We start from the raw sequence: 17,270 nt of genomic DNA, 5'->3' as shown, positions 1-17,270 counted from the left end.
TCCTGTTTGCAGATATAGGCAAAGCCTAAACTGCTGGGTGAAGCAGCCGGTACATCCCATTAGTGACGGATGCTGCGCGTTGGGTGAATGTCTGAAGTTGTTAAGTAGCTTTGCACAGATTGGGTAGAAGTAGCGCTGATCGCTACTGAGTATTTGGCTTTCTAAAGTGATCCATATTCCCATTTAAGAAGCTCAGCGTGGCCTCCAGAAATGCGTTCCAATCCGGGCTTTTGGGCATGGGAACGTGATTTGCCGAATCCAGAACCAGTAGTTCAGAACTTGCGATGTCTGCGGCCAATTTGCGGGCCTGGGACAGCGGGTGGATTGAATCGTTGCGGGCATGAACGATCAACGTTGGGCATTGCACCATGGGCAATAGGTCAGCCACCGACGCATCGCTATGCGATTTCCGCATGCGCAACATGTTTTCTGCCGGACAGGACTTTTGCAGGATCTCGACGATATCCTTGGCCAGATCCAGCGGGCCTTCTGGGAAGTAAAGCAACGAATAGGCCAATAGGAAACTACTGTCAGGCTTGTCCCACCCTTCGGAGATCATGCCCAGCATTTCTGGGGTGCCAGTGGTGTTCTGCCGCACATTCCGGCCTTCAACATAACCGCCATTCAAAACCATGGATTGAACCCGGTCTGGATAGTGCGCGGCCAGAAATACCGCGGAAAGGGCCGAGCCCGATTGGCTGAACAAGCTGAACCGGTCCAGCCCGATGGCATCGGCAACACTCAACAGATCATAGGCGACGGCCTCGACCCCTGCGGAGTCCATTTCAAGATCAGAATGGCCGCTGCCCATTTCGTCGAAGCGTACCAGCGTGTTATTCGCGCGGATTGCGTCGAGCAACGGGCGAAAAAACGGGGAATTCCAGTCGGCTTCGATACTGGTTCCGCCAAAAGTCGTGTAGATGATCGGAGGCCCTTCGCCTGTTACGGTATAGGCGAGAGACTTGTCTTCGCGGTTTTTCGTGAACTGGAGCCGTGGCGAAAGCTCTCTGGATTGGGCATCATCTGCGGTTTCAACAACCTCCACCTCGGCACAACATAAAAAGCCGCGCCGCGCCACGGTTCGGATAACTGCCTGAGATTGCCCGTCATCGCCGACCGCGCGTCGCGCTGCGGAAACGCAGGCGCTGATCGCAGATTCTGAGACAATACGCCCTTGCCAGATGCGTTCGATCAATGTGTCGCGGCTGATCAACTCACCTGCGTTTTTCACCAAAAGCAACAAGAGATCGAACACCTTCGGTTCAATCGAAACCGGTGCTCCTGAATGCCTCAGACTGTGCTGCTCGGGGTCGAGAACAAAACTGCCAAACTTGTACTTTTGCATAGCTCGCACTGTGTCTTCTTTCGCAATTGGGTCAATCACAGGAAAATCCTAAGAGTTTCCCAAGGTCTTCCTCAAGCGCAAACGTAGTGGTTCGGTGACATTCCTGAGACAACTGAAGTCACAGAGGAAGTTAAGATGGACTCCATGAAAATCGCGCAAATGGCACAGGATTACACAAATGCCTGGAACTCGAAATCCGCTGAGGCCGTTGCTTCATTTTATGCACAGGACGGCGAGATCGTGATCAATCTGGGTGAGCCGTGGTCCGGTCGGGACCGGGTGCAGGATATGGCAGATGGCTTTTTCAGAGATGTGCCAGACCTGACGCTCACCTGCGATGACGTGCGCATTTCCGGGCAGCACGCGCTCTTTCTGTGGACTTTCACGGGGCATGACGCAACCAGTGGCAATCCTCTCAAAATCCATGGTTGGGAGGAATGGGATTTGAACCACGAGATGGAAGTTCAGGCTTCACGAGGATGGTTTGACGCAGATGCGTACTCACATCAAACAGGGAATGGATGACAGCCTGGCAAAAGCAGGCCTTGGCGCAGCCGCAGCGAATTGGTGCTTCGTCCGCAATTCGGTCTCAGCCCAAATTTAGCCGACCGTCCGCAATTTGGTGTGAAACTGCAGTTGAAATATGCTTGTTTCTAGGTCTAGCCCCCAGAGTGTACAAAAATTGTGTCGTAGACGAACCGAGCCGCCGCCGATCTAACCGCGAAGCTGCACGACCTTTGCCTCAGTCTGGCTCACGTAATCGGCCCACTTCTGCATGAGGATGCGCCGGTTATCCAGCAGATCCGAGCGCGCATAGGCCCGCTCGACCTTGTTGCCGACTATATGGGCCAGCGCAGTTTCAGCGACTTCGAACCCTGCCGCCTCGGAATCCTGCACCCACGTCCTGAACGACGTGCGGAAGCCATGGACGCGCCCGGCTTCATTCAAATGCTTCAATACCATTGACATTGCTACGTCGCTCACACCGCCCGCAGCGCGCAGGCTGGGAAAAAGGAAGTCGTTTCGGGCCGTGGATCTGCATTGCTCGACGACGTTCAGCGCTTCGTTTGAGAGCGGAATGCGGAAATCTTGCACCTTGCCCCGTTCTCCCTTCATCCGTTCTTGCGGGGCAGTCCACACGTCGCCGTCAATCTCACTGAAACGAGCCCCGCGCACCGGCATTCCCCGCGCCACCGTCAAAATCGTGAAGCGCAGATCCAGGTAAGAGGGGTGTTCTTTGTCGAGCCTCGAATATAAATCAGGAACTTCTTGCCATGGTGTCGCGGGAAGGGGCTGTGAAACCCGATCTGCATATCCGAGCATATGACGAGCTTTGTCACAGATTAACGGTTTTACCTCGTAGTCCATAAGCTTCGCCTGACGTAGCACCATCCGTTTTCGATAGAGGGCTTTGTCTGCGGTTTCGTGTTTGATGCGCCAGATCGGTTTCAGCGCGTCGTGAATGTCACGCGCAGCTAGGGTGCTGACACGGCGCTTGCCAATCTTGACGTTACATAGAGCTTTCAGGGGGAGAACCAGCGTCCGCGCACACCATCACCGCGAAGACTTTCCTTCCGCGCCTCAAACACCATTGCCGCCACTTCCTCAAAGGTCGGGTCGTTTGGCTGTTCTCCGCTTCAAGCCTCTGACGCTCACGCTCTGCAATCGGATCTTCGCCGCGCTCAGCATAAGCGGCCCACTTTGAACGCTCCCTGCGCGCGTCCGATAGCGACATGTCAGGATATGAACCCAACCCCATGTCCCGACACTTGCCGTTGATTTGGAATCGGTAAAACCAGCGCCCGCCATTCTTTGACGTTTTTAGGGATAGCCCGCCACCGTCTTGAATGACGCTGCCGGAAGGCACGGTCTTTACTTGAGTTGCGGAAAGCCAGTTATCGCCTCTTGCCATATCTGCCCCACGCTTGCTGTGGGTTGATTTGCAACATGGTGACTCAAGTTGCTACAAGTGAAATTTGCAAAACCCAACACTAGCAACATAGTACGTTTTTATTTGCACCATGTTGCAACAGAAACATGGTACTCACCGCCCACACCACACAAGAATTCCGAAATTGCGCAATGACTTACATGTGCTTGGCCGAATGCGCGGCGGCGATCTTGCGGGTGCTGCGATGACCCCACAAAACTCCGCTGTTCAATTGTGCGATAATGGTTAGCCTAAACCGGAAACCCCAATTGTTGGATCAGTTTCCAAATGTCCCTGTTTGCGGCTGACAGCTGTTCAACGACTGCTTCGATCTGGCGCAGGGCATTCTCGTCGACGGTGTCTTCACGGCCGAGTTTTATGTCGGTTTTGCGGTCAGCAATCCGCATTAGGATTGTTTTCGGATTTCCGCTTTCAGGGTCGAAGGAATAGATGCAATGGTTGTACTTGTTGCGAATACCAGAAAGCTTGGCCAGCCGTTGTGTATGCTCAAGGATCGGAACGCGGATCAGGGCCGGACGCCCTTCCATTTTTGCAAGTCTTTCAACCAGATCGATTCGCGCCCGGGTGGTGTTCAAAGTCAGGAAAATGATGACGGCAACGTCCTTCGACGTGTCGGTCAGCCCGGCGATCAGGTGGATCAACAGGCTCTCGGTGTTGGTCCACATATAGTTCAGCCTGCCGACCAAAAGGATCAGGCGGTCGAACCGGGCTTCAAAAGGATCAGTCAAAGGCTGTATGCTGCGCCTCATGAGGCGCAACCTCGAAATAGAAATGAGCCGCCGCTGTCCGGTTGCTGACACCGATCTTGCCGACAACATTATGCATGTGCAGCTTGACCGTGTGTTCTGTGATGCCCAGCTTGGCCGCAATCAGTTTGTTGCTTTTGCCTTGTGAGACCAGTTGCAGAACCTGCTTTTCGCGGCGTGTCAGCTTGGAGTATTGTGCATGCCGATCCACGCCGTTCGATGCAATAGATTCCCGTTCCCGAAGTCTATCAGGCGCGTGTTGACAGGGGGAAGAGACACAGTCAGCCAGAAAACTGGGAAGATATAGTTCTTCATGCATCAGCAATCTGAGGATGGCGCGCCACGCGTCCGGTGCGACATTCATCGGCAGAAAGCCTACATCTCCAAACTGCGCTCGGTTCCAGCTTTCGAACATGTGTCTGGCCGAATCTTCCTTGCGATAGGCAAAGGCAAGGCAACCGGAACCTGTACTATTGGTATATGCCCTGGGACGCGCCAGCAGGTCTTCGATCAACATCTGATCCACAACGACGATCTTGCCGCTGTCCGGAACATGTTCGCGCATGGCCTCGAGTGTTTCGAAGCGAAAAGCGCAGATCCCATATTCAGTTTGAACGCTTCTTAGAGTTTGATTTGAATAGAATAGTTCTTTTCCGAGGAAGATAATCGGAAAATCTTCTGAACAAATACCGTGACTGCCAGTTTTATTGATCAAAGACTCACTCATTACACTCCCTCACAAAGCGGGGTTAACCGGAAATTGCGTTATTGAAATCTAATTACCGGAGCAAAAGTAGTTAACTAATCAAAGAATTACGTATGTTTAATTGTAGCAGAAAGCGTGAATTTCTACAACCAGACGGTATGTTTTGTGTGTCGGGGATATAGAACTATTGGTTAGGTTTTCCTGCGCGAATTTGTGTAACTGGCGGAAACAATTGCACTTATTTTTTGTTACTTTCTTCATATAGAACTTTTGTGCGTGGTTTGGCGGCAGTCTCAAATTCTTACAAAATAAATATCAAAAACAACAAGTTAACCGTATCAGAACTTTCAGTTAGCTAGTCGCGAACGCATACCGCTGCAAACATGGGCGGGCTTTAATTGTCAAAGCGTCTGTCCCTGTCGTGTCCGTTCCTTGCGCATTTCAGCATTGATTGAGAACGGTCGCGTTTTCGGCTTAGCCGGGAAAGGAGGTGGCCTCAGGAAAACTAATGTTTACCGCATTCAGTGTGTTCGAACGCTGTGTGGGGAATTTTGTTTCAATCACGCCCGTTGCCGCTTTGTAGATGAATGGCGGTCAGGCGTTCCAGAAATGGGAATTAGTTATGAGACGCAATGTAAACAATACCAATGTAACGACCGTTGACGAAATTATTGTCGAAAACCTGGATGCTCCGGTGGATGTTGAAATTCAGGTTGATGAGGCTCTTGTCGAAGCCGACGTGACTGCGCAACAGCAGCAGCAGGACCAAAACGTAGAAAACGCCAACGAACAGGGTCAGGACCAGGGCCAGGATCAGGGTCAGGACCAGGGCCAAGACCAAGGTCAGGACCAGGGTCAGGATCAGGACCAAGGTCAGGATCAAGATCAGACGCTTAATGCCGGAGACAACACCAACGACAACTCCAACAACAACGAAATCAACATCGATTTCGGCGGCGGCGAGTGGATTCCGCGCGACGACGATCAGGTTGATCTGGATCTCGGCGACTCGGCGACAGTGGGTGACGTGATCACGGCTGGCCGTGATCTGACCTATGATCCCGGCGATGACATGAATCTGGATGTCTCGATGGATGGCGCCGGAACAGCGATGTCATCCGTGAACAGCCAGGTCGCCAGTCTGAGTGATGATGACACGTTGGATTCACCGAGCGTATCCAACAATGCCGACTTCTACCAGAACGGCGACGCCAATGGTGGCACGGCAACTGCGGCTGAAGGCATCAGTTCGGATGCTACCGGTGGTAAATCGGGTGACGGCGGAACCAGCTATGGTGGTGCGGCCGATTCATCAACGCTGGGTAGCCACGCGTGGGCTGATGGTGGTGACACCGGCAGTGCCGATGCCGATTCCAGCGGCGGCCGGGGCGGATCGACCGGTGACGCGAGCAATGCCAGCAATGGTGTTGGTATGGCGGGCGCAGGATCCGACGGTGACAGTGCCGGTGGAGATGGTGGTGCCGCGGATGGCTCAGCGTCGTCTGACAACGATGGCAGCACAAGTGCCGATGGTACGGGAACCGGCGGAGCCGGCGGCAGTGCGGATTCGTTTGGTCTGGGTCTGGGGCTGGGTCTGTCCGGTTCGAATGCAGCCGGTAACGCAAACGGCGGCGACAGCGACTCCGACTCGACTGGAACGGGTACCGGGACGGCGGATAACGCCGCGGACGCGTCCGGAGCGGACGGTGGTAATGGTAACGCTGCAGCAGATGGTTCGGCCTCGAACACCAGCGACAGCAACACCGACGCAAATGATGCCACTGCTGGTGACAACACAGCGGATGGCACTGCTGACAGCGGCGCGGACAGCTCAGCTGACGGCTCTGGCGGAACCGGAACCGGTGGTGACGGCACTGGCGGTGACGGCACTGGCGGTGACGGCTCTGGCGGCGACGGCACCGGCGGCGACGGCGAAGGTGGCTTCGGCGCGATGGTCGAAGCTGCGATCATGGCTCTGCAAGAAGAGCTGGGCATGATTGACGCTGAAGCAGGCGAAGGCGGTGACGGAACCGGCGGTGATGGAACCGGTGGCGACGGAACAGCCGGCGACGGTTCCGGCGGCGACGGCTCGGGCGGCGACGGTTCTGGTGGAACCGCTGACGCGAATTCCGATGCTCAGGGCGTTGGTGATCAGTCGGCAAGTGGGCCGGATATTGACCAGAGCCCGGGTGACGTGAACGGCGCAGCCAGCAATTCGCAAGATACCGACGGCAGCGGCGGTAACGGAGGGTCAAACGCGGCCGACGGCGCTGCGGATGCGGCCGGTACCGGAACGTCAGCTGCTGACGGCGACGGCGGCGCGGGCGGCAGTACAACGCCAACATCGACGTCTACCGGAAACGGAGCAGGGTCTGCCGATGCCGCAAATACCGCGGGCGATGGCGGAGCAGCGGACGTCTTCGGAGATGCCGATACAAACGGCGCGGCTGACAGCCTGGCCGAGGCAATTGCCGGATACGGTGGCGAAAGCAGTTCCGACAATGATGCCACATCGACCGGCTCCGGCGACGCGACCGGTTCGGCCGACTCGGGCTACGGTGGTGCCGGTGGCGCATCCGCCGCGAACGGCGGAACCAGCGGAGCTTCGATGGGCAGCGCAACGTCAGGCGATACCATGGGCGGCACGATCACCGGTGGTAACGGCGGCGGCGCCTATTCAGGCGACGGTGGTGCCGGCGGCAATGGTGGTGCCTGGGGCGCGAACAATGGTGGCGATGGCATCGTAACCGGAGAGTCCTATGCATCGGCTGCAGCAGTCGTTGATACGTCTGCGTTCAACCAGTCGATCATCATGGGCGCCAACGTTCTGGGCAACACGGTCGATACGACCATGGTGGGTGGTTCGATGACCATGTCCCACGCCAGCGACGACACAGACGTTTAAGTCAAACGGCAGGGCTCGCATTTTCGGGCCTTGCAACTTTCGAAAATGCCGGGGCCGCAAAACGCGGCCCCGGCCCAACTGAACCCAAAGCGGAAATTTCGAGCCGTTGCGGGCATAAAGGATAACCGACATGGCACTTGACGGTATTACAGAAACGATAGCGCATTTTGTTGGAACATTCGAAATTACGATTGAACAGGCCCGACTGAGGGATCAGTACGAGGAGTTCAGCGCGCTGAGGCGGAAAGCTGAAATAGATGGGTTAGAGGACCCGACCTCGATTCACATCAAAGCTGATCTGGATATCCCGTCGGGCGAGTATAAAGCCCTGTCATTCAATTTCCTTCCCTCTCAACCAGAATTGCCATTACCACAAGCACCTGATGGACCGGTGTATGAGTCAGTGGTCATCCTTAATGGTGACAGCGCGGTGTCTCAACGATTTGTTCCGGACAGCATATCCGGCCCGTCTTCTGCGCCGGAGCTGATTGTTCTGCGGCCCGAGACAGTGCCATTGGGTTCGGCAGTGACCTTCACCGTGCAAAAGGTGGTCATGCGCGACAACGATACGGTGGGTGAAGGAGACTTTCGTGATACCGAGGCGCTGATCGCTCAGGGCGAAGAGGTTCTGGACCTGGCGTTGTCGTTTCATGGCGTGGCAGCCCCATCGTTTTCACTCGCGGATTACAAATCAACCGAGATGGTTGAGGCGCTGGCCCAGCAGATGCTGACCCCGGTGAGCGCGAACGTGGACGGCGTTACCGTGCATCAGTTCCATGGCGATGACGCGTTGGGTGTGATCGTCAATGGCAAGTATGTTGACGACGCCCCAGTCTGGACGGACATTCTGCCTGAGTTCCATCAACAGGACGAAGAAGGCGAGGACGTGGCAGAGGCCATGCTTCCGGACGAGTGGGATCAGTCGAAGGATCCTGAATTTGACGACGGACACCTTGTCGTGACCGGAGGCAACCTTGCGATCAATGCCTTCTCGGCATCCGTAGGTTGGGTTGATGCCCCCTATATCGCCGTCGGAGGGCAGGCGATCAGCCTTACCGCCATAAGCCAGGTTGCGCTTGTATCTGATTGGGATGTGGGGGCGCCGGGCGCGGGCAGTGGCACCGATGTGATTCAGTCCTCGAAGATCGAAGTCGAAGGCCGCGTTGCCCCCTGGCTTGATGACGCCGCCGGAACCTCCGGACAACCCGAATTCATCGTTGTGGATTGGGTGCACGGTGATCTGGTTGTGGCAAACTTCATCAAGCAGGTTATCGACGCCACGGATATCGACAACATTCAGACAGAGATCTCGGCCGCATCGACGTTGTACGCGATGGGCGATAACGAGATGTTCAATGTCACCGACATAGTACAGCTGGGCAGTTTTTATGACCTGATCATGATCGATGGAAACATGATTTCCGTGGATATGTTATATCAAACCAGCGCCCTGATGGATGATGATATCATCAGCGGTGGTATGCCCGGGGCAATGACCGGAGATGATGAAAACCTGATCATGAATGACGCGTCCGTCAAAACGATAGGCGAAGATACTCATCAGGATTTGCAACAGAACCTGTCCGACGCCATGGCGCTTGAACAAACGGATATGGATGCGCTGGAGGATGCGTTGCTCAACGATCCCATGTTCGCCGGGATGGAGCAGTTGCGCGTGCTCAAGATCGACGGAGACCTGTTGCAGGTGAACATCGTTGAGCAGGTCACCATGATGCTGGATCAGGATCAGATTGACCTGTCCGGTCCAAATGCAGCCGATACCGAGGTCGTCGCTGGCAGCAACGCCCTGTTGAACGCCGCGAACCTGACCAAAATGGGTGTGGATTCAACTGTTATGGCCGCTGACGGGTCTTACTCTGACCTGCTGCTTCATCAAGCCAGCCTGATTGACGTTCCAAACAACGAAGAAATCACAGAGATGACGAATGAGGCAATCGCTGCAATCATGGACGACATGTCCATGCCGCAACCGGATGCCGCACTGGCATTGAACGCACCATCCACTGACGCAACGACACCAGATGACGGCCTGCAAACCATGCTGGCCTGACCCTCCCGAATTTTTACCGAGTGACCAGAAGGTTTGTAAATGTCGATTGTTTTTTCGTCGCGCCGTCCGTTCTTATCCAGTCCATTGGACAGGCAGGGCGGTTTGGGTCCACAGCGACAGTGCGCTGGCGATGGCCCGGATCCTACGACACGGGCACAAAAGGTCAAAGCCCGATTGCACCTGACGCAGGAGATGCGTGTGTCTGAGCCTGATCAAAATGCGACGGTTGAGACTGAAGAGTCGCAGCAATCTGTAGACCAAAAACACGCACGCGAACAACGGCGCGCTGATCCTCCCCATCAGCGTGCACAGCCGCAGCCCGCGCAAGATGAAGACCCGGTGGGTGGTGGCAATGGGGTGGCCGACGCCGACGGCCTGGATCCGACATCCGCCGGGGACTCGACTGCGCGCAAGACCCCCTCTGCACGCGCACCCGGTGAGAGCGGCATAGGCACCACGATCGAGGCCAAGGCAAACCAGCCACTGTTGCAAACCAAGTCCGGCGGCGGTGATGGGAACGGGCCACCCCAAACCTTCCACAAACGCACCCCACCCGAGGATTTCCAGCGCACGTTACGCGTTTCGACACGGGCAATCTGGCGCAATCTTGCGTTTGTTCTGGTCCTGACCTGCGCCACGAATGTCCTGATCCTGGCGATTCCGATTTATCTGTTCCAAATCAGTGACCGGGTCCTGACCAGCCGGTCGCTGGACACGCTGATCATGCTGACGGCTATCGTTGCGGGGGCGGTGGTTTTTCAGTCTGCCTTCGATGCGGTGCGGCGGTTCATGCTTATGCGCACGGGCGTTGAGGTGGCGGCCCGGCTGGGCGCACCCGTACTTAGCGCGGCGGCCCACGCGTCGTTGCATGGAAACGGGCGCGAGTATCAGACGTTGGGCGATCTGCAACAGCTTCGTGGTTTCCTGGTGTCCGGTACGCTGATCTCGTTTCTGGACGTGCCGTTTGCGCCATTGTTCATCCTGATGATTTTTCTGGTGCATCCGGAACTGGGGATGATCGTGGTGGTTACTGCGCTGATCCTGATGACGATTGCGCTGATCAACCAAAAAATGACTGCCAAGCCGTTTGCTGAGGCGAACAAGGCGCAGTCCATGGCGAACCTGCATCTGGATTCGATGTCGCGTAACAGCCAGATCATTAACGCTTTGGCGATGATCCCCGAAGCAGTGCGAATCTGGGGGCGGGACACAGCCCAATCATTGACCTGGCAGGTACGGGCACAGGACCGAAACGTGATCTTCGCGGCAATTTCGCGCGCCGTTCGCCTGCTGACGCAGATCGGAATACTGGGCTGGGGCGCGTTTCTGGCCCTGCAGGGAGAGATCACGGGTGGTATGGTGATTGCGGCCTCGATCATTGCCGGGCGCGCCTTTGCGCCAATTGAAGGCTCGATTGAAGGGTGGAATAGCTATCTGCTGACACGCGGGGCTTATGGGCGGATTAAGGCGCTGCTATCGACCTCGGCCCTGCAATACGAAAAACTGCGCTTGCCTCGCCCCGAAGGTCGTCTGGATGTCGAACGTCTGCTCTATGTGCCGGGCGGAACCAAACGCGTGGTTCTGAACGGTATTACGTTCTCGCTGGTTCCCGGCGAAACACTGGCCATTATCGGCAATTCAGGTGCGGGGAAAACCACGCTTGGGAAAACTCTTGTCGGGTCCATTCTGCCCACATCGGGCAGTGTAAGGCTTGACCTGATGGACATCCGCAACTGGGACCCGCGCCAGTTTGGCGAAAGCATCGGCTACCTGCCACAGGATGTTCAGCTATTCCCCGGCACGATCAAGGACAATATCGGACGGATGCGGGTGGATGCCACAGACGAACAGATTCACGATGCCGCCGTTCTGGCCGATGTTCATAACATGATTGCGACTCTGCCGCAGGGATATGAGACCATGGTGGCCGCTGATGGGTCGCCCTTATCCGGTGGTCAGAAACAACGTATCGCACTGGCGCGGGCATTCTTTGGCAACCCCAGAATGGTTGTGCTGGATGAGCCGAACTCAAACCTTGACGTCGCTGGGGACAAGGCGCTTGCGCGTGCCATTGAGCAGGCGCGTGCGAGCAAGATCACCGTGGTTGTTATCACGCAGAAACCAACGCTGTTGAACGTTGTCGACAAGATCATGCTTTTGACCGACGGGCGCGTGGCCCTGTTCGGTCAGCGAGACCAGGTTCTTCAGCAGCTCAATGGGCCGCGCAAACAGACCGGCATTGAAGGCCGGCAGGGGGGCTGACCATGAATGACCTCGTACCTGTGAACAACTCCGACAATGATCCAGATGTGTGGTATGCTGAGGTTCCACGCTCGATCAACAGGTTCATTGTGATCGGGCTGGTCATGCTTGTCGTGTGTTTCGGCGGTTTCGGGGTCTGGTCCTTCAGCGCTCCGCTGGCCGCTGCGGTCATCGCGCAAGGCAGCTTCGTCGCCACGGGTCGGAACAAGATAGTACAACACCTTGAGGGCGGCATCATCGAAGACATCAAAGTCGTGGAAGGTCAGTCGGTTCAGGCGGGTCAGGTGCTGATGACGTTGGATCAGACTTCGGCCCAGGCCAATGAGCGTGAGCTGTTTATTCGCAAGCTGCGCCTTCAGGCTATGACCGAGCGGCTGCTGGCGGAGTACGGGGAACGCGACCGCCTCGTGTTTTCGCCGGAACTGATCGAAGCCGCCAAAGATGTTGAAATAATGGCCATTCTTGACGGGCAAAAGCTCAGCTTCGATGTGTCGCGCAAGACTCTGCTGAATGACTTGGCGCTGTTGGAACGCAACATGGAAGCGCTGAAAATCCGGGCCAGCGGATTTGAGGCTCAGCTGGACAGCATGACCCGGCGAGCCGAGATATTGCAGGAGGAGTTTGAGGCCAAGAGCCAGCTGTTCGAGAAAGGCCTTGTTCGCAAAGGGGATTTGAACACCATCCGTCGTGTTCAGGCCGAAGCCGAAGGGCAGCAGGCCCGGTTGCAGGCGGAAGCCGCCGAAATCAACCAGATGCTGCTGAAATATGACGAACAGATTACGCGTACACGGTCCGCCTATCGTGAGGCCGCGCTGGACGAACTGGGCGTGATCGAAGCCGATCTGGAAAGCGTCCGTGAAAAATCCCGTCAGGCCCGCAGCGTTCTTGACCGGGCCGTAGTGCGCGCGCCTGTGACCGGAACGGTGGTGCGATTGCACTATCATACGCCGGGTGGTGTGATTGAAACCGGGGAACCGATAGCCGAGATACTGCCCGCAGATGCACCCCTGATCATCGAGGCACAGATTCCGCGCACCGAGATTGACAGTGTTGTTACGGGACAGACCGCCACTGTCCGCCTAATCGCATTGAACCAGCGCACGACGCCCGTTTTGTACGGAGAAGTCTTCTATATCTCGGCCGATTCACTGCTTGAGGATTCGACCGGTGTTCCGCAAGAAGTCTATCTGGCGCGGATCTCACTCACTCCGGATGAGTTGCACCGCGTCAGCGGCTTTGTTCCGACCCCGGGGATGCCCGCTGAAATCATGATCCAAACCGAAGAACGCACCTTTGCGGCCTATATCGCCAAACCGGTATCAGACAGCATGTCGCGCGCGTTTCGGGAGCAATAACGCGGTCGCTCTCCTTCACGCCTACACCTTCTAATTCTCGCATGTTAACCTCTGCGCGGCGACGTAGAGGAGAACTTGCATGCCGGTGACGGTCAAAGACATGATGGAGGCCGCCAATGCGGTGGTCGAGCGTATCGATACTGCCCAGGCAAAGGCCATGATCGAACAGGGGGGGCTGCTGCTGGATATTCGCGATGCGAATGAGCTGGAAAACACTGGTCGCGCCGCCGGGGCGCATCATATACCCCGTGGCATGCTGGAATTTCGGGCAGACGATGCATTGCAATCACATGACCCCGAACTGCGCAAGGAACGCCCCATCGTGTTGTACTGCGCATCAGGTGGGCGCGCGGCTTTGGCCGGAAAGCTTCTGAAGGATATGGGATATCAGAAGGTGTATAATCTCGGTGGGTTGGCCGACTGGGTGAATGGAGGCGGTGAAACCGTCAAATCCTAGGTCCGGAACAGCCTGCATCTGACACAAATCAAAGTGCAACACATTCGAATCGTGAAACATTTGGCCGGAAGTCATCAGAAGGAAAACCCGGCCATGTTTCGTCTTGCCGCTATGCTGTATTCACTGATTGCAACTGCTCTGTCAGGTTCGGCCATTATCGCCGTGCTGTCGGCTGGAATGGTGTCTGTCAGCGCGATCGTTGGCGCCGCAGCCGCAGGGGCTGTACTCGCCGCTCCGGCATCCTGGATGGTGGCCCGGCGGCTGTATCAAGGCGCGTGATCAGGCGTTCAGGAATGTCCTGACGGCAGCTTCGAACTCACGCGGTTTTTCGGCATGCAGCCAATGTCCGGCACCGGGGATTTTGGCAAAACGCGCTCCGGGAAACAACGTGCGGATTTTATCGCGATGCTCAGGCAGGACGTAGTCTGACGCGCCCCCTGACAGGAACAGCGCGGAACCTTGCCACAGGGCGTCCAGATCTGGAAAGCCCATGATATTTGGCATCTGGTCTGCCAACACATCCAGGTTCAGCAACCAACGCTTTCCCTTGATGTCCAGCGATTGGGTGAAAAAGCTCTGCAATGCTTTTTCAACGCCCTGCTCGGCCAATTGCTGCTCGGCATCCGAGCGGCGTGCAATGCGCGAGAAGTCCACGGCACGCATGGCTTCGATAAACTGAATTTGGCTGTGCGTGTATTTCACCGGCGCAATATCTGCGATCACCATTTTGTTCACCTGGTCGCCGTGTTGCAGCGCAAGTGTCATCGCGGCCTTACCGCCCATTGAATGCCCTAGCACATCTGCTGTCCCGCCAATCTGCTCGATGACCTCGGCAATGTCCTGCGCCAGTTGGGGATAGTCATGGCAAGGATCCCACGCACTGTAGGCGTGGTTACGCATGTCGACTGCAACAACTTGCCGCTCGTCCGATAACCGTCTGGCAATCACGCCCCAATTTCGGGCCGATCCATATAGGCCATGGGCAATCACAAGAGGCGGTCGGGCGGTTGGTTCACCATGTACTATCGTGTTCAGCATGTTTCGCGTGATACAAGTCACCGCTGGAAACGACCAGCCCCATTGTAGGTCTTTGTAGCTGCCGTTAGATTGCCCCCGCAGGAGGCAACATATGTCGCAGGACCCAGACATTCAAACCCGGATCGCCGAGACGGTTGTGTTGCTGCGCGCAAAAATTGGAGTGCGCGACAGGACGCTCGAGGCGTCGATCCGCAAGGCCAAACGCAGACTGCCGCGCCGCGTCTACAAGCAGGCGCTGTTTCTGGCCCGGGCCGAGGCGATGGCATCTCATCCCAAGCTGAGGCTGGTTCTGAATAATCCCAAGCTGATCAAGGCGTCCGATGTGGTTCAGGATCATCTGGGGTCCATCAACCTTGCCGACCGCAGATGGGGCTGGTTCCTCGGCCTGTTGGGAGGGCTGGCTTTCAACATGCTGGCATTGGCGACACTGCTGCTGGTCTTTCTGTGGTGGCGCGGCTTGATCTGACCTTGCATTCTGGACTATGCGCTGAGTTCTGAACGTGGTTCAATCCCGAGGGCGCGATGTCAACGAAAGCACAGATCCGGCGTGAACTGCTCCGCGAAAAGCTGGTCGAGGCGGCAGAAACCCGCATTGACCAGAATGGCCTGAGCGACCTTCGGGCACGGGATCTGGCCAAAGATGCAGGATGTGCGCTGGGCGCGATCTACAACGTATTCGAGGATCTCAACGCAATTGTCATGGCCGTGAACGGGCGTACATTCAAACGTCTGGGGCAGGCGGTCGGTACGTCTTTTGACGGCAGTGAACCTCCTGTGCAGCGGTTGATTGTCATGAGCACGGCTTATCTGTATTTCGCCGATGAAAACGCGAACCTGTGGCGGGCCTTGTTCGACTTGCAGATGTCCGATGATGGCCCTGTGCCCGACTGGTATCGCAACGCGTTGAAAGAGTTGTTTTCCTTCATTGCTGAGCCGGTCAGCGAACTGTTTCCCGAACTGGATCGGGTTGAGATGGATCTGATGACGCGCGCGCTGTTCTCGTCGGTTCACGGGATCGTCACCCTTGGGCTTGAAAACCGCATTTCAGGTGTGCCGCCAGAACAGATCGAACGCATGATCGCGCAGGTTCTTTCACGTATTGGAAACAAATAGTTTCCTGAACGATGTTCATAAAAATGCTTGAACGGCGTTCACTGGGTTGTTATCTCCATGTTGTGAACGATGTTCATGAAATGGAGAAACACATGTTCAGTACCCTGAAGACCTTGATTGATGGTGCAAACGCCAGGGCCGAAAACCGCTTGAGGGACAGTTTTTCTATTGAACTGATTGATCAGAAAATCCGCGAAGCAGAACAGAACCTCAAGGCGGCAAAGCTGACGCTGGCCAGCCTGATTCAGAAGCAGCGTAGTGAAATCCGACAGGTCGAGACCCTGCAAGCCCGTATTGACGACCTGATGGCGCGGGCGCGTCAGGCGTTGGAGGACGATCGACCGGATCTTGCCCAAACCGCGGCGCAGGCGGTTGCAGATCTGGAAAACGAATTGGCGCTGCGCAAACGGACCGAGGGCCGGCTCGAAGCGCGCATCCTGCAATTGCGCCATTCAGTTCAGGCAGCGAGCCGCCGCATTCTGGATCTCAAGCAAGGTGCAATCTCTGCACGCGCCGTAAAACGAGAGCAAGGGCTGCAAAAGTTGCTGAACCGACATATGGGTGGCGACAGCCCGATAGACGAAGCTGAGGCGCTGATTGCTCGCGTGATGAAACAGGATGACCCGTTCGAGCAATCCGAAATCTTGCGAGAGATTGACGCCGGGATGGACCACTCAAACCTTGCTGCCCGAATGGAAGAGGCCGGATATGGTCCCAAAACGCGGGCAACCGCATCAGATGTTCTGAAGCGCCTCAAGGCGCAAACAGACAATTGAAAATCGACCAATATCAACATGCTTTGACAACAGGAGACTTCCAATGACCAATCGAAACGAAAATGCCCTTATTCTCATGTTGAACGGCGCAGGCGTTGCTGTTGCCTACGCTTTGCTGGCTATTTCACTGTACCTGTCGACCGATGTTCCGCTGGCTACCAAGGGCTATTGGGGCATGGGTATCGTTCTGCTGACGCTTAGCCTGATAAACGTGGTCAAATATCGCTTCGACGCGCGCTCGGCCGAGGATCGCATCAATCGGATTGAAGAGGCGCGAAATGAAAAATTGTTGGAGGATGTACTTAAAGAGCCGTCATCTGACGGTTGATCAAAGCCGCGCCGTGTAACCACGGCGCTTGACCCAACGGTATCTCTGACGCCAGCATTCAGTCATATGGGCAAGTGGTCTGAAAAAAGAACGGCGCCGCCGGGACGCCGTTTTTTGTTAGAAGATGGGCCGATTACAAGTTCGGATAGATCGGGAATTTGGCGCAGAGGTCTGCGACTTCGGCCTTGACCTTGGCTTCGACGGCGCTGTTGCCGTC

The 17,270-nt window shown here is 56.1% G+C and carries 17 protein-coding genes; 11 read left to right on the top strand and 6 right to left on the bottom strand.

Translation table 11 applies throughout. The annotated features are described in order from the left end of the window. Positions 1-142 precede the first annotated feature (142 nt). Positions 143-1,345, bottom strand: a complete 1,203-nt coding sequence (locus AC2FEB_RS22935; protein WP_496884411.1) for an alpha/beta hydrolase — start codon at positions 1,343-1,345, stop codon at positions 143-145. 135 nt (positions 1,346-1,480) lie between these two features. On the opposite strand from AC2FEB_RS22935, the gene AC2FEB_RS22930 reads away from it, so the two are divergent. Next, positions 1,481-1,870 (top strand): nuclear transport factor 2 family protein, encoded by a 390-nt coding sequence (locus tag AC2FEB_RS22930; RefSeq protein ID WP_496884410.1) that lies wholly within the window; start codon positions 1,481-1,483, stop codon positions 1,868-1,870. A 189-nt stretch (positions 1,871-2,059) separates the two neighbouring features. Here the strand turns inward: AC2FEB_RS22930 and AC2FEB_RS22925 are convergent, their stop codons facing one another. The 4 genes from AC2FEB_RS22925 to AC2FEB_RS22910 form a co-directional block, all read right to left on the bottom strand. Then, a complete protein-coding gene (locus tag AC2FEB_RS22925) occupies positions 2,060-2,713 on the bottom strand; it encodes a tyrosine-type recombinase/integrase (protein ID WP_496884409.1) in 654 nt (217 codons plus the stop codon). A 142-nt stretch (positions 2,714-2,855) separates the two neighbouring features. Beyond that, positions 2,856-3,257, bottom strand: a complete 402-nt coding sequence (locus AC2FEB_RS22920) for an Arm DNA-binding domain-containing protein (protein ID WP_496884408.1) — start codon at positions 3,255-3,257, stop codon at positions 2,856-2,858. Between the two features lie 269 nt (positions 3,258-3,526). After that, on the bottom strand, positions 3,527-4,045 hold the full coding sequence (locus AC2FEB_RS22915) for a hypothetical protein (protein ID WP_496884407.1): 519 nt from the start codon (positions 4,043-4,045) through the stop codon (positions 3,527-3,529). Next, positions 4,017-4,607: a helix-turn-helix transcriptional regulator gene (locus AC2FEB_RS22910; protein ID WP_496884406.1), complete on the bottom strand. Its 591-nt coding sequence runs from the start codon at positions 4,605-4,607 to the stop codon at positions 4,017-4,019. Before AC2FEB_RS22910 ends, AC2FEB_RS22915 begins: the two co-directional genes overlap by 29 nt. 763 nt (positions 4,608-5,370) lie before the next feature. Here AC2FEB_RS22910 and AC2FEB_RS22905 point away from each other — a divergent pair. The 6 genes from AC2FEB_RS22905 to AC2FEB_RS22880 all read left to right on the top strand — a co-directional run bounded on the left by AC2FEB_RS22905 (position 5,371) and on the right by AC2FEB_RS22880 (position 14,077). Next, the gene (locus AC2FEB_RS22905) at positions 5,371-7,653 is read left to right on the top strand and encodes a hypothetical protein (protein ID WP_496884405.1); all 2,283 of its coding nucleotides are present in this window, start codon (positions 5,371-5,373) and stop codon (positions 7,651-7,653) included. 130 nt (positions 7,654-7,783) lie between these two features. Beyond that, positions 7,784-9,724, top strand: coding sequence for a type I secretion protein (locus AC2FEB_RS22900; RefSeq protein WP_496677590.1), 1,941 nt, complete (start codon positions 7,784-7,786; stop codon positions 9,722-9,724). A 198-nt stretch (positions 9,725-9,922) separates the two neighbouring features. Further along, positions 9,923-11,986, top strand: coding sequence for a type I secretion system permease/ATPase (locus tag AC2FEB_RS22895; protein ID WP_496677588.1), 2,064 nt, complete (start codon positions 9,923-9,925; stop codon positions 11,984-11,986). A 2-nt stretch (positions 11,987-11,988) separates the two neighbouring features. After that, a complete protein-coding gene (locus tag AC2FEB_RS22890; RefSeq protein WP_298855778.1) occupies positions 11,989-13,341 on the top strand; it encodes an HlyD family type I secretion periplasmic adaptor subunit in 1,353 nt (450 codons plus the stop codon). A 79-nt stretch (positions 13,342-13,420) separates the two neighbouring features. Beyond that, positions 13,421-13,798 (top strand): rhodanese-like domain-containing protein, encoded by a 378-nt coding sequence (locus AC2FEB_RS22885; protein WP_299898853.1) that lies wholly within the window; start codon positions 13,421-13,423, stop codon positions 13,796-13,798. 93 nt (positions 13,799-13,891) lie between these two features. Further along, positions 13,892-14,077: a hypothetical protein gene (locus AC2FEB_RS22880; RefSeq protein WP_117869568.1), complete on the top strand. Its 186-nt coding sequence runs from the start codon at positions 13,892-13,894 to the stop codon at positions 14,075-14,077. On the opposite strand, the gene AC2FEB_RS22875 is transcribed toward AC2FEB_RS22880, so the two are convergent. Then, entirely contained in the window at positions 14,078-14,836 is a 759-nt protein-coding gene (locus AC2FEB_RS22875) for an alpha/beta fold hydrolase (protein WP_496677585.1), read from the bottom strand. It abuts the gene before it with no gap. Between the two features lie 91 nt (positions 14,837-14,927). Here AC2FEB_RS22875 and AC2FEB_RS22870 point away from each other — a divergent pair, with 91 nt between their 5' ends. From AC2FEB_RS22870 to AC2FEB_RS22855, 4 genes are all read left to right on the top strand, one after another. Continuing rightward, positions 14,928-15,302, top strand: coding sequence for a hypothetical protein (locus AC2FEB_RS22870; RefSeq protein WP_496677584.1), 375 nt, complete (start codon positions 14,928-14,930; stop codon positions 15,300-15,302). Between the two features lie 56 nt (positions 15,303-15,358). After that, positions 15,359-15,949 carry a TetR/AcrR family transcriptional regulator gene (locus AC2FEB_RS22865; RefSeq protein WP_117869565.1) on the top strand — a complete coding sequence of 197 codons (591 nt, stop codon included), beginning with the start codon at positions 15,359-15,361 and terminating at the stop codon, positions 15,947-15,949. A gap of 92 nt (positions 15,950-16,041) precedes the next feature. Further along, positions 16,042-16,725: a PspA/IM30 family protein gene (locus AC2FEB_RS22860; RefSeq protein ID WP_496677582.1), complete on the top strand. Its 684-nt coding sequence runs from the start codon at positions 16,042-16,044 to the stop codon at positions 16,723-16,725. A gap of 43 nt (positions 16,726-16,768) precedes the next feature. Further along, entirely contained in the window at positions 16,769-17,053 is a 285-nt protein-coding gene (locus AC2FEB_RS22855) for a YiaA/YiaB family inner membrane protein (RefSeq protein ID WP_496677581.1), read from the top strand. Positions 17,054-17,270 lie beyond the last annotated feature (217 nt).

Source organism: Ruegeria sp. YTSC106, from assembly GCF_059609765.1.
This window is presented reverse-complemented; position numbering and strand designations above follow the sequence as displayed.

Coding starts and splice junctions, on each gene's coding strand:
- AC2FEB_RS22935 (WP_496884411.1), bottom strand. CDS start 1,345: ATGCAAAAGTACAAGTTTGGCAGTTTTGTTCTCGACCCCGAGCAGCAC.
- AC2FEB_RS22930 (WP_496884410.1), top strand. CDS start 1,481: ATGGACTCCATGAAAATCGCGCAAATGGCACAGGATTACACAAATGCC.
- AC2FEB_RS22925 (WP_496884409.1), bottom strand. CDS start 2,713: ATGGACTACGAGGTAAAACCGTTAATCTGTGACAAAGCTCGTCATATG.
- AC2FEB_RS22920 (WP_496884408.1), bottom strand. CDS start 3,257: ATGGCAAGAGGCGATAACTGGCTTTCCGCAACTCAAGTAAAGACCGTG.
- AC2FEB_RS22915 (WP_496884407.1), bottom strand. CDS start 4,045: ATGAGGCGCAGCATACAGCCTTTGACTGATCCTTTTGAAGCCCGGTTC.
- AC2FEB_RS22910 (WP_496884406.1), bottom strand. CDS start 4,607: ATGCGCGAACATGTTCCGGACAGCGGCAAGATCGTCGTTGTGGATCAG.
- AC2FEB_RS22905 (WP_496884405.1), top strand. CDS start 5,371: ATGAGACGCAATGTAAACAATACCAATGTAACGACCGTTGACGAAATT.
- AC2FEB_RS22900 (WP_496677590.1), top strand. CDS start 7,784: ATGGCACTTGACGGTATTACAGAAACGATAGCGCATTTTGTTGGAACA.
- AC2FEB_RS22890 (WP_298855778.1), top strand. CDS start 11,989: ATGAATGACCTCGTACCTGTGAACAACTCCGACAATGATCCAGATGTG.
- AC2FEB_RS22885 (WP_299898853.1), top strand. CDS start 13,421: ATGCCGGTGACGGTCAAAGACATGATGGAGGCCGCCAATGCGGTGGTC.
- AC2FEB_RS22880 (WP_117869568.1), top strand. CDS start 13,892: ATGTTTCGTCTTGCCGCTATGCTGTATTCACTGATTGCAACTGCTCTG.
- AC2FEB_RS22875 (WP_496677585.1), bottom strand. CDS start 14,836: ATGCTGAACACGATAGTACATGGTGAACCAACCGCCCGACCGCCTCTT.
- AC2FEB_RS22870 (WP_496677584.1), top strand. CDS start 14,928: ATGTCGCAGGACCCAGACATTCAAACCCGGATCGCCGAGACGGTTGTG.
- AC2FEB_RS22865 (WP_117869565.1), top strand. CDS start 15,359: ATGTCAACGAAAGCACAGATCCGGCGTGAACTGCTCCGCGAAAAGCTG.
- AC2FEB_RS22860 (WP_496677582.1), top strand. CDS start 16,042: ATGTTCAGTACCCTGAAGACCTTGATTGATGGTGCAAACGCCAGGGCC.
- AC2FEB_RS22855 (WP_496677581.1), top strand. CDS start 16,769: ATGACCAATCGAAACGAAAATGCCCTTATTCTCATGTTGAACGGCGCA.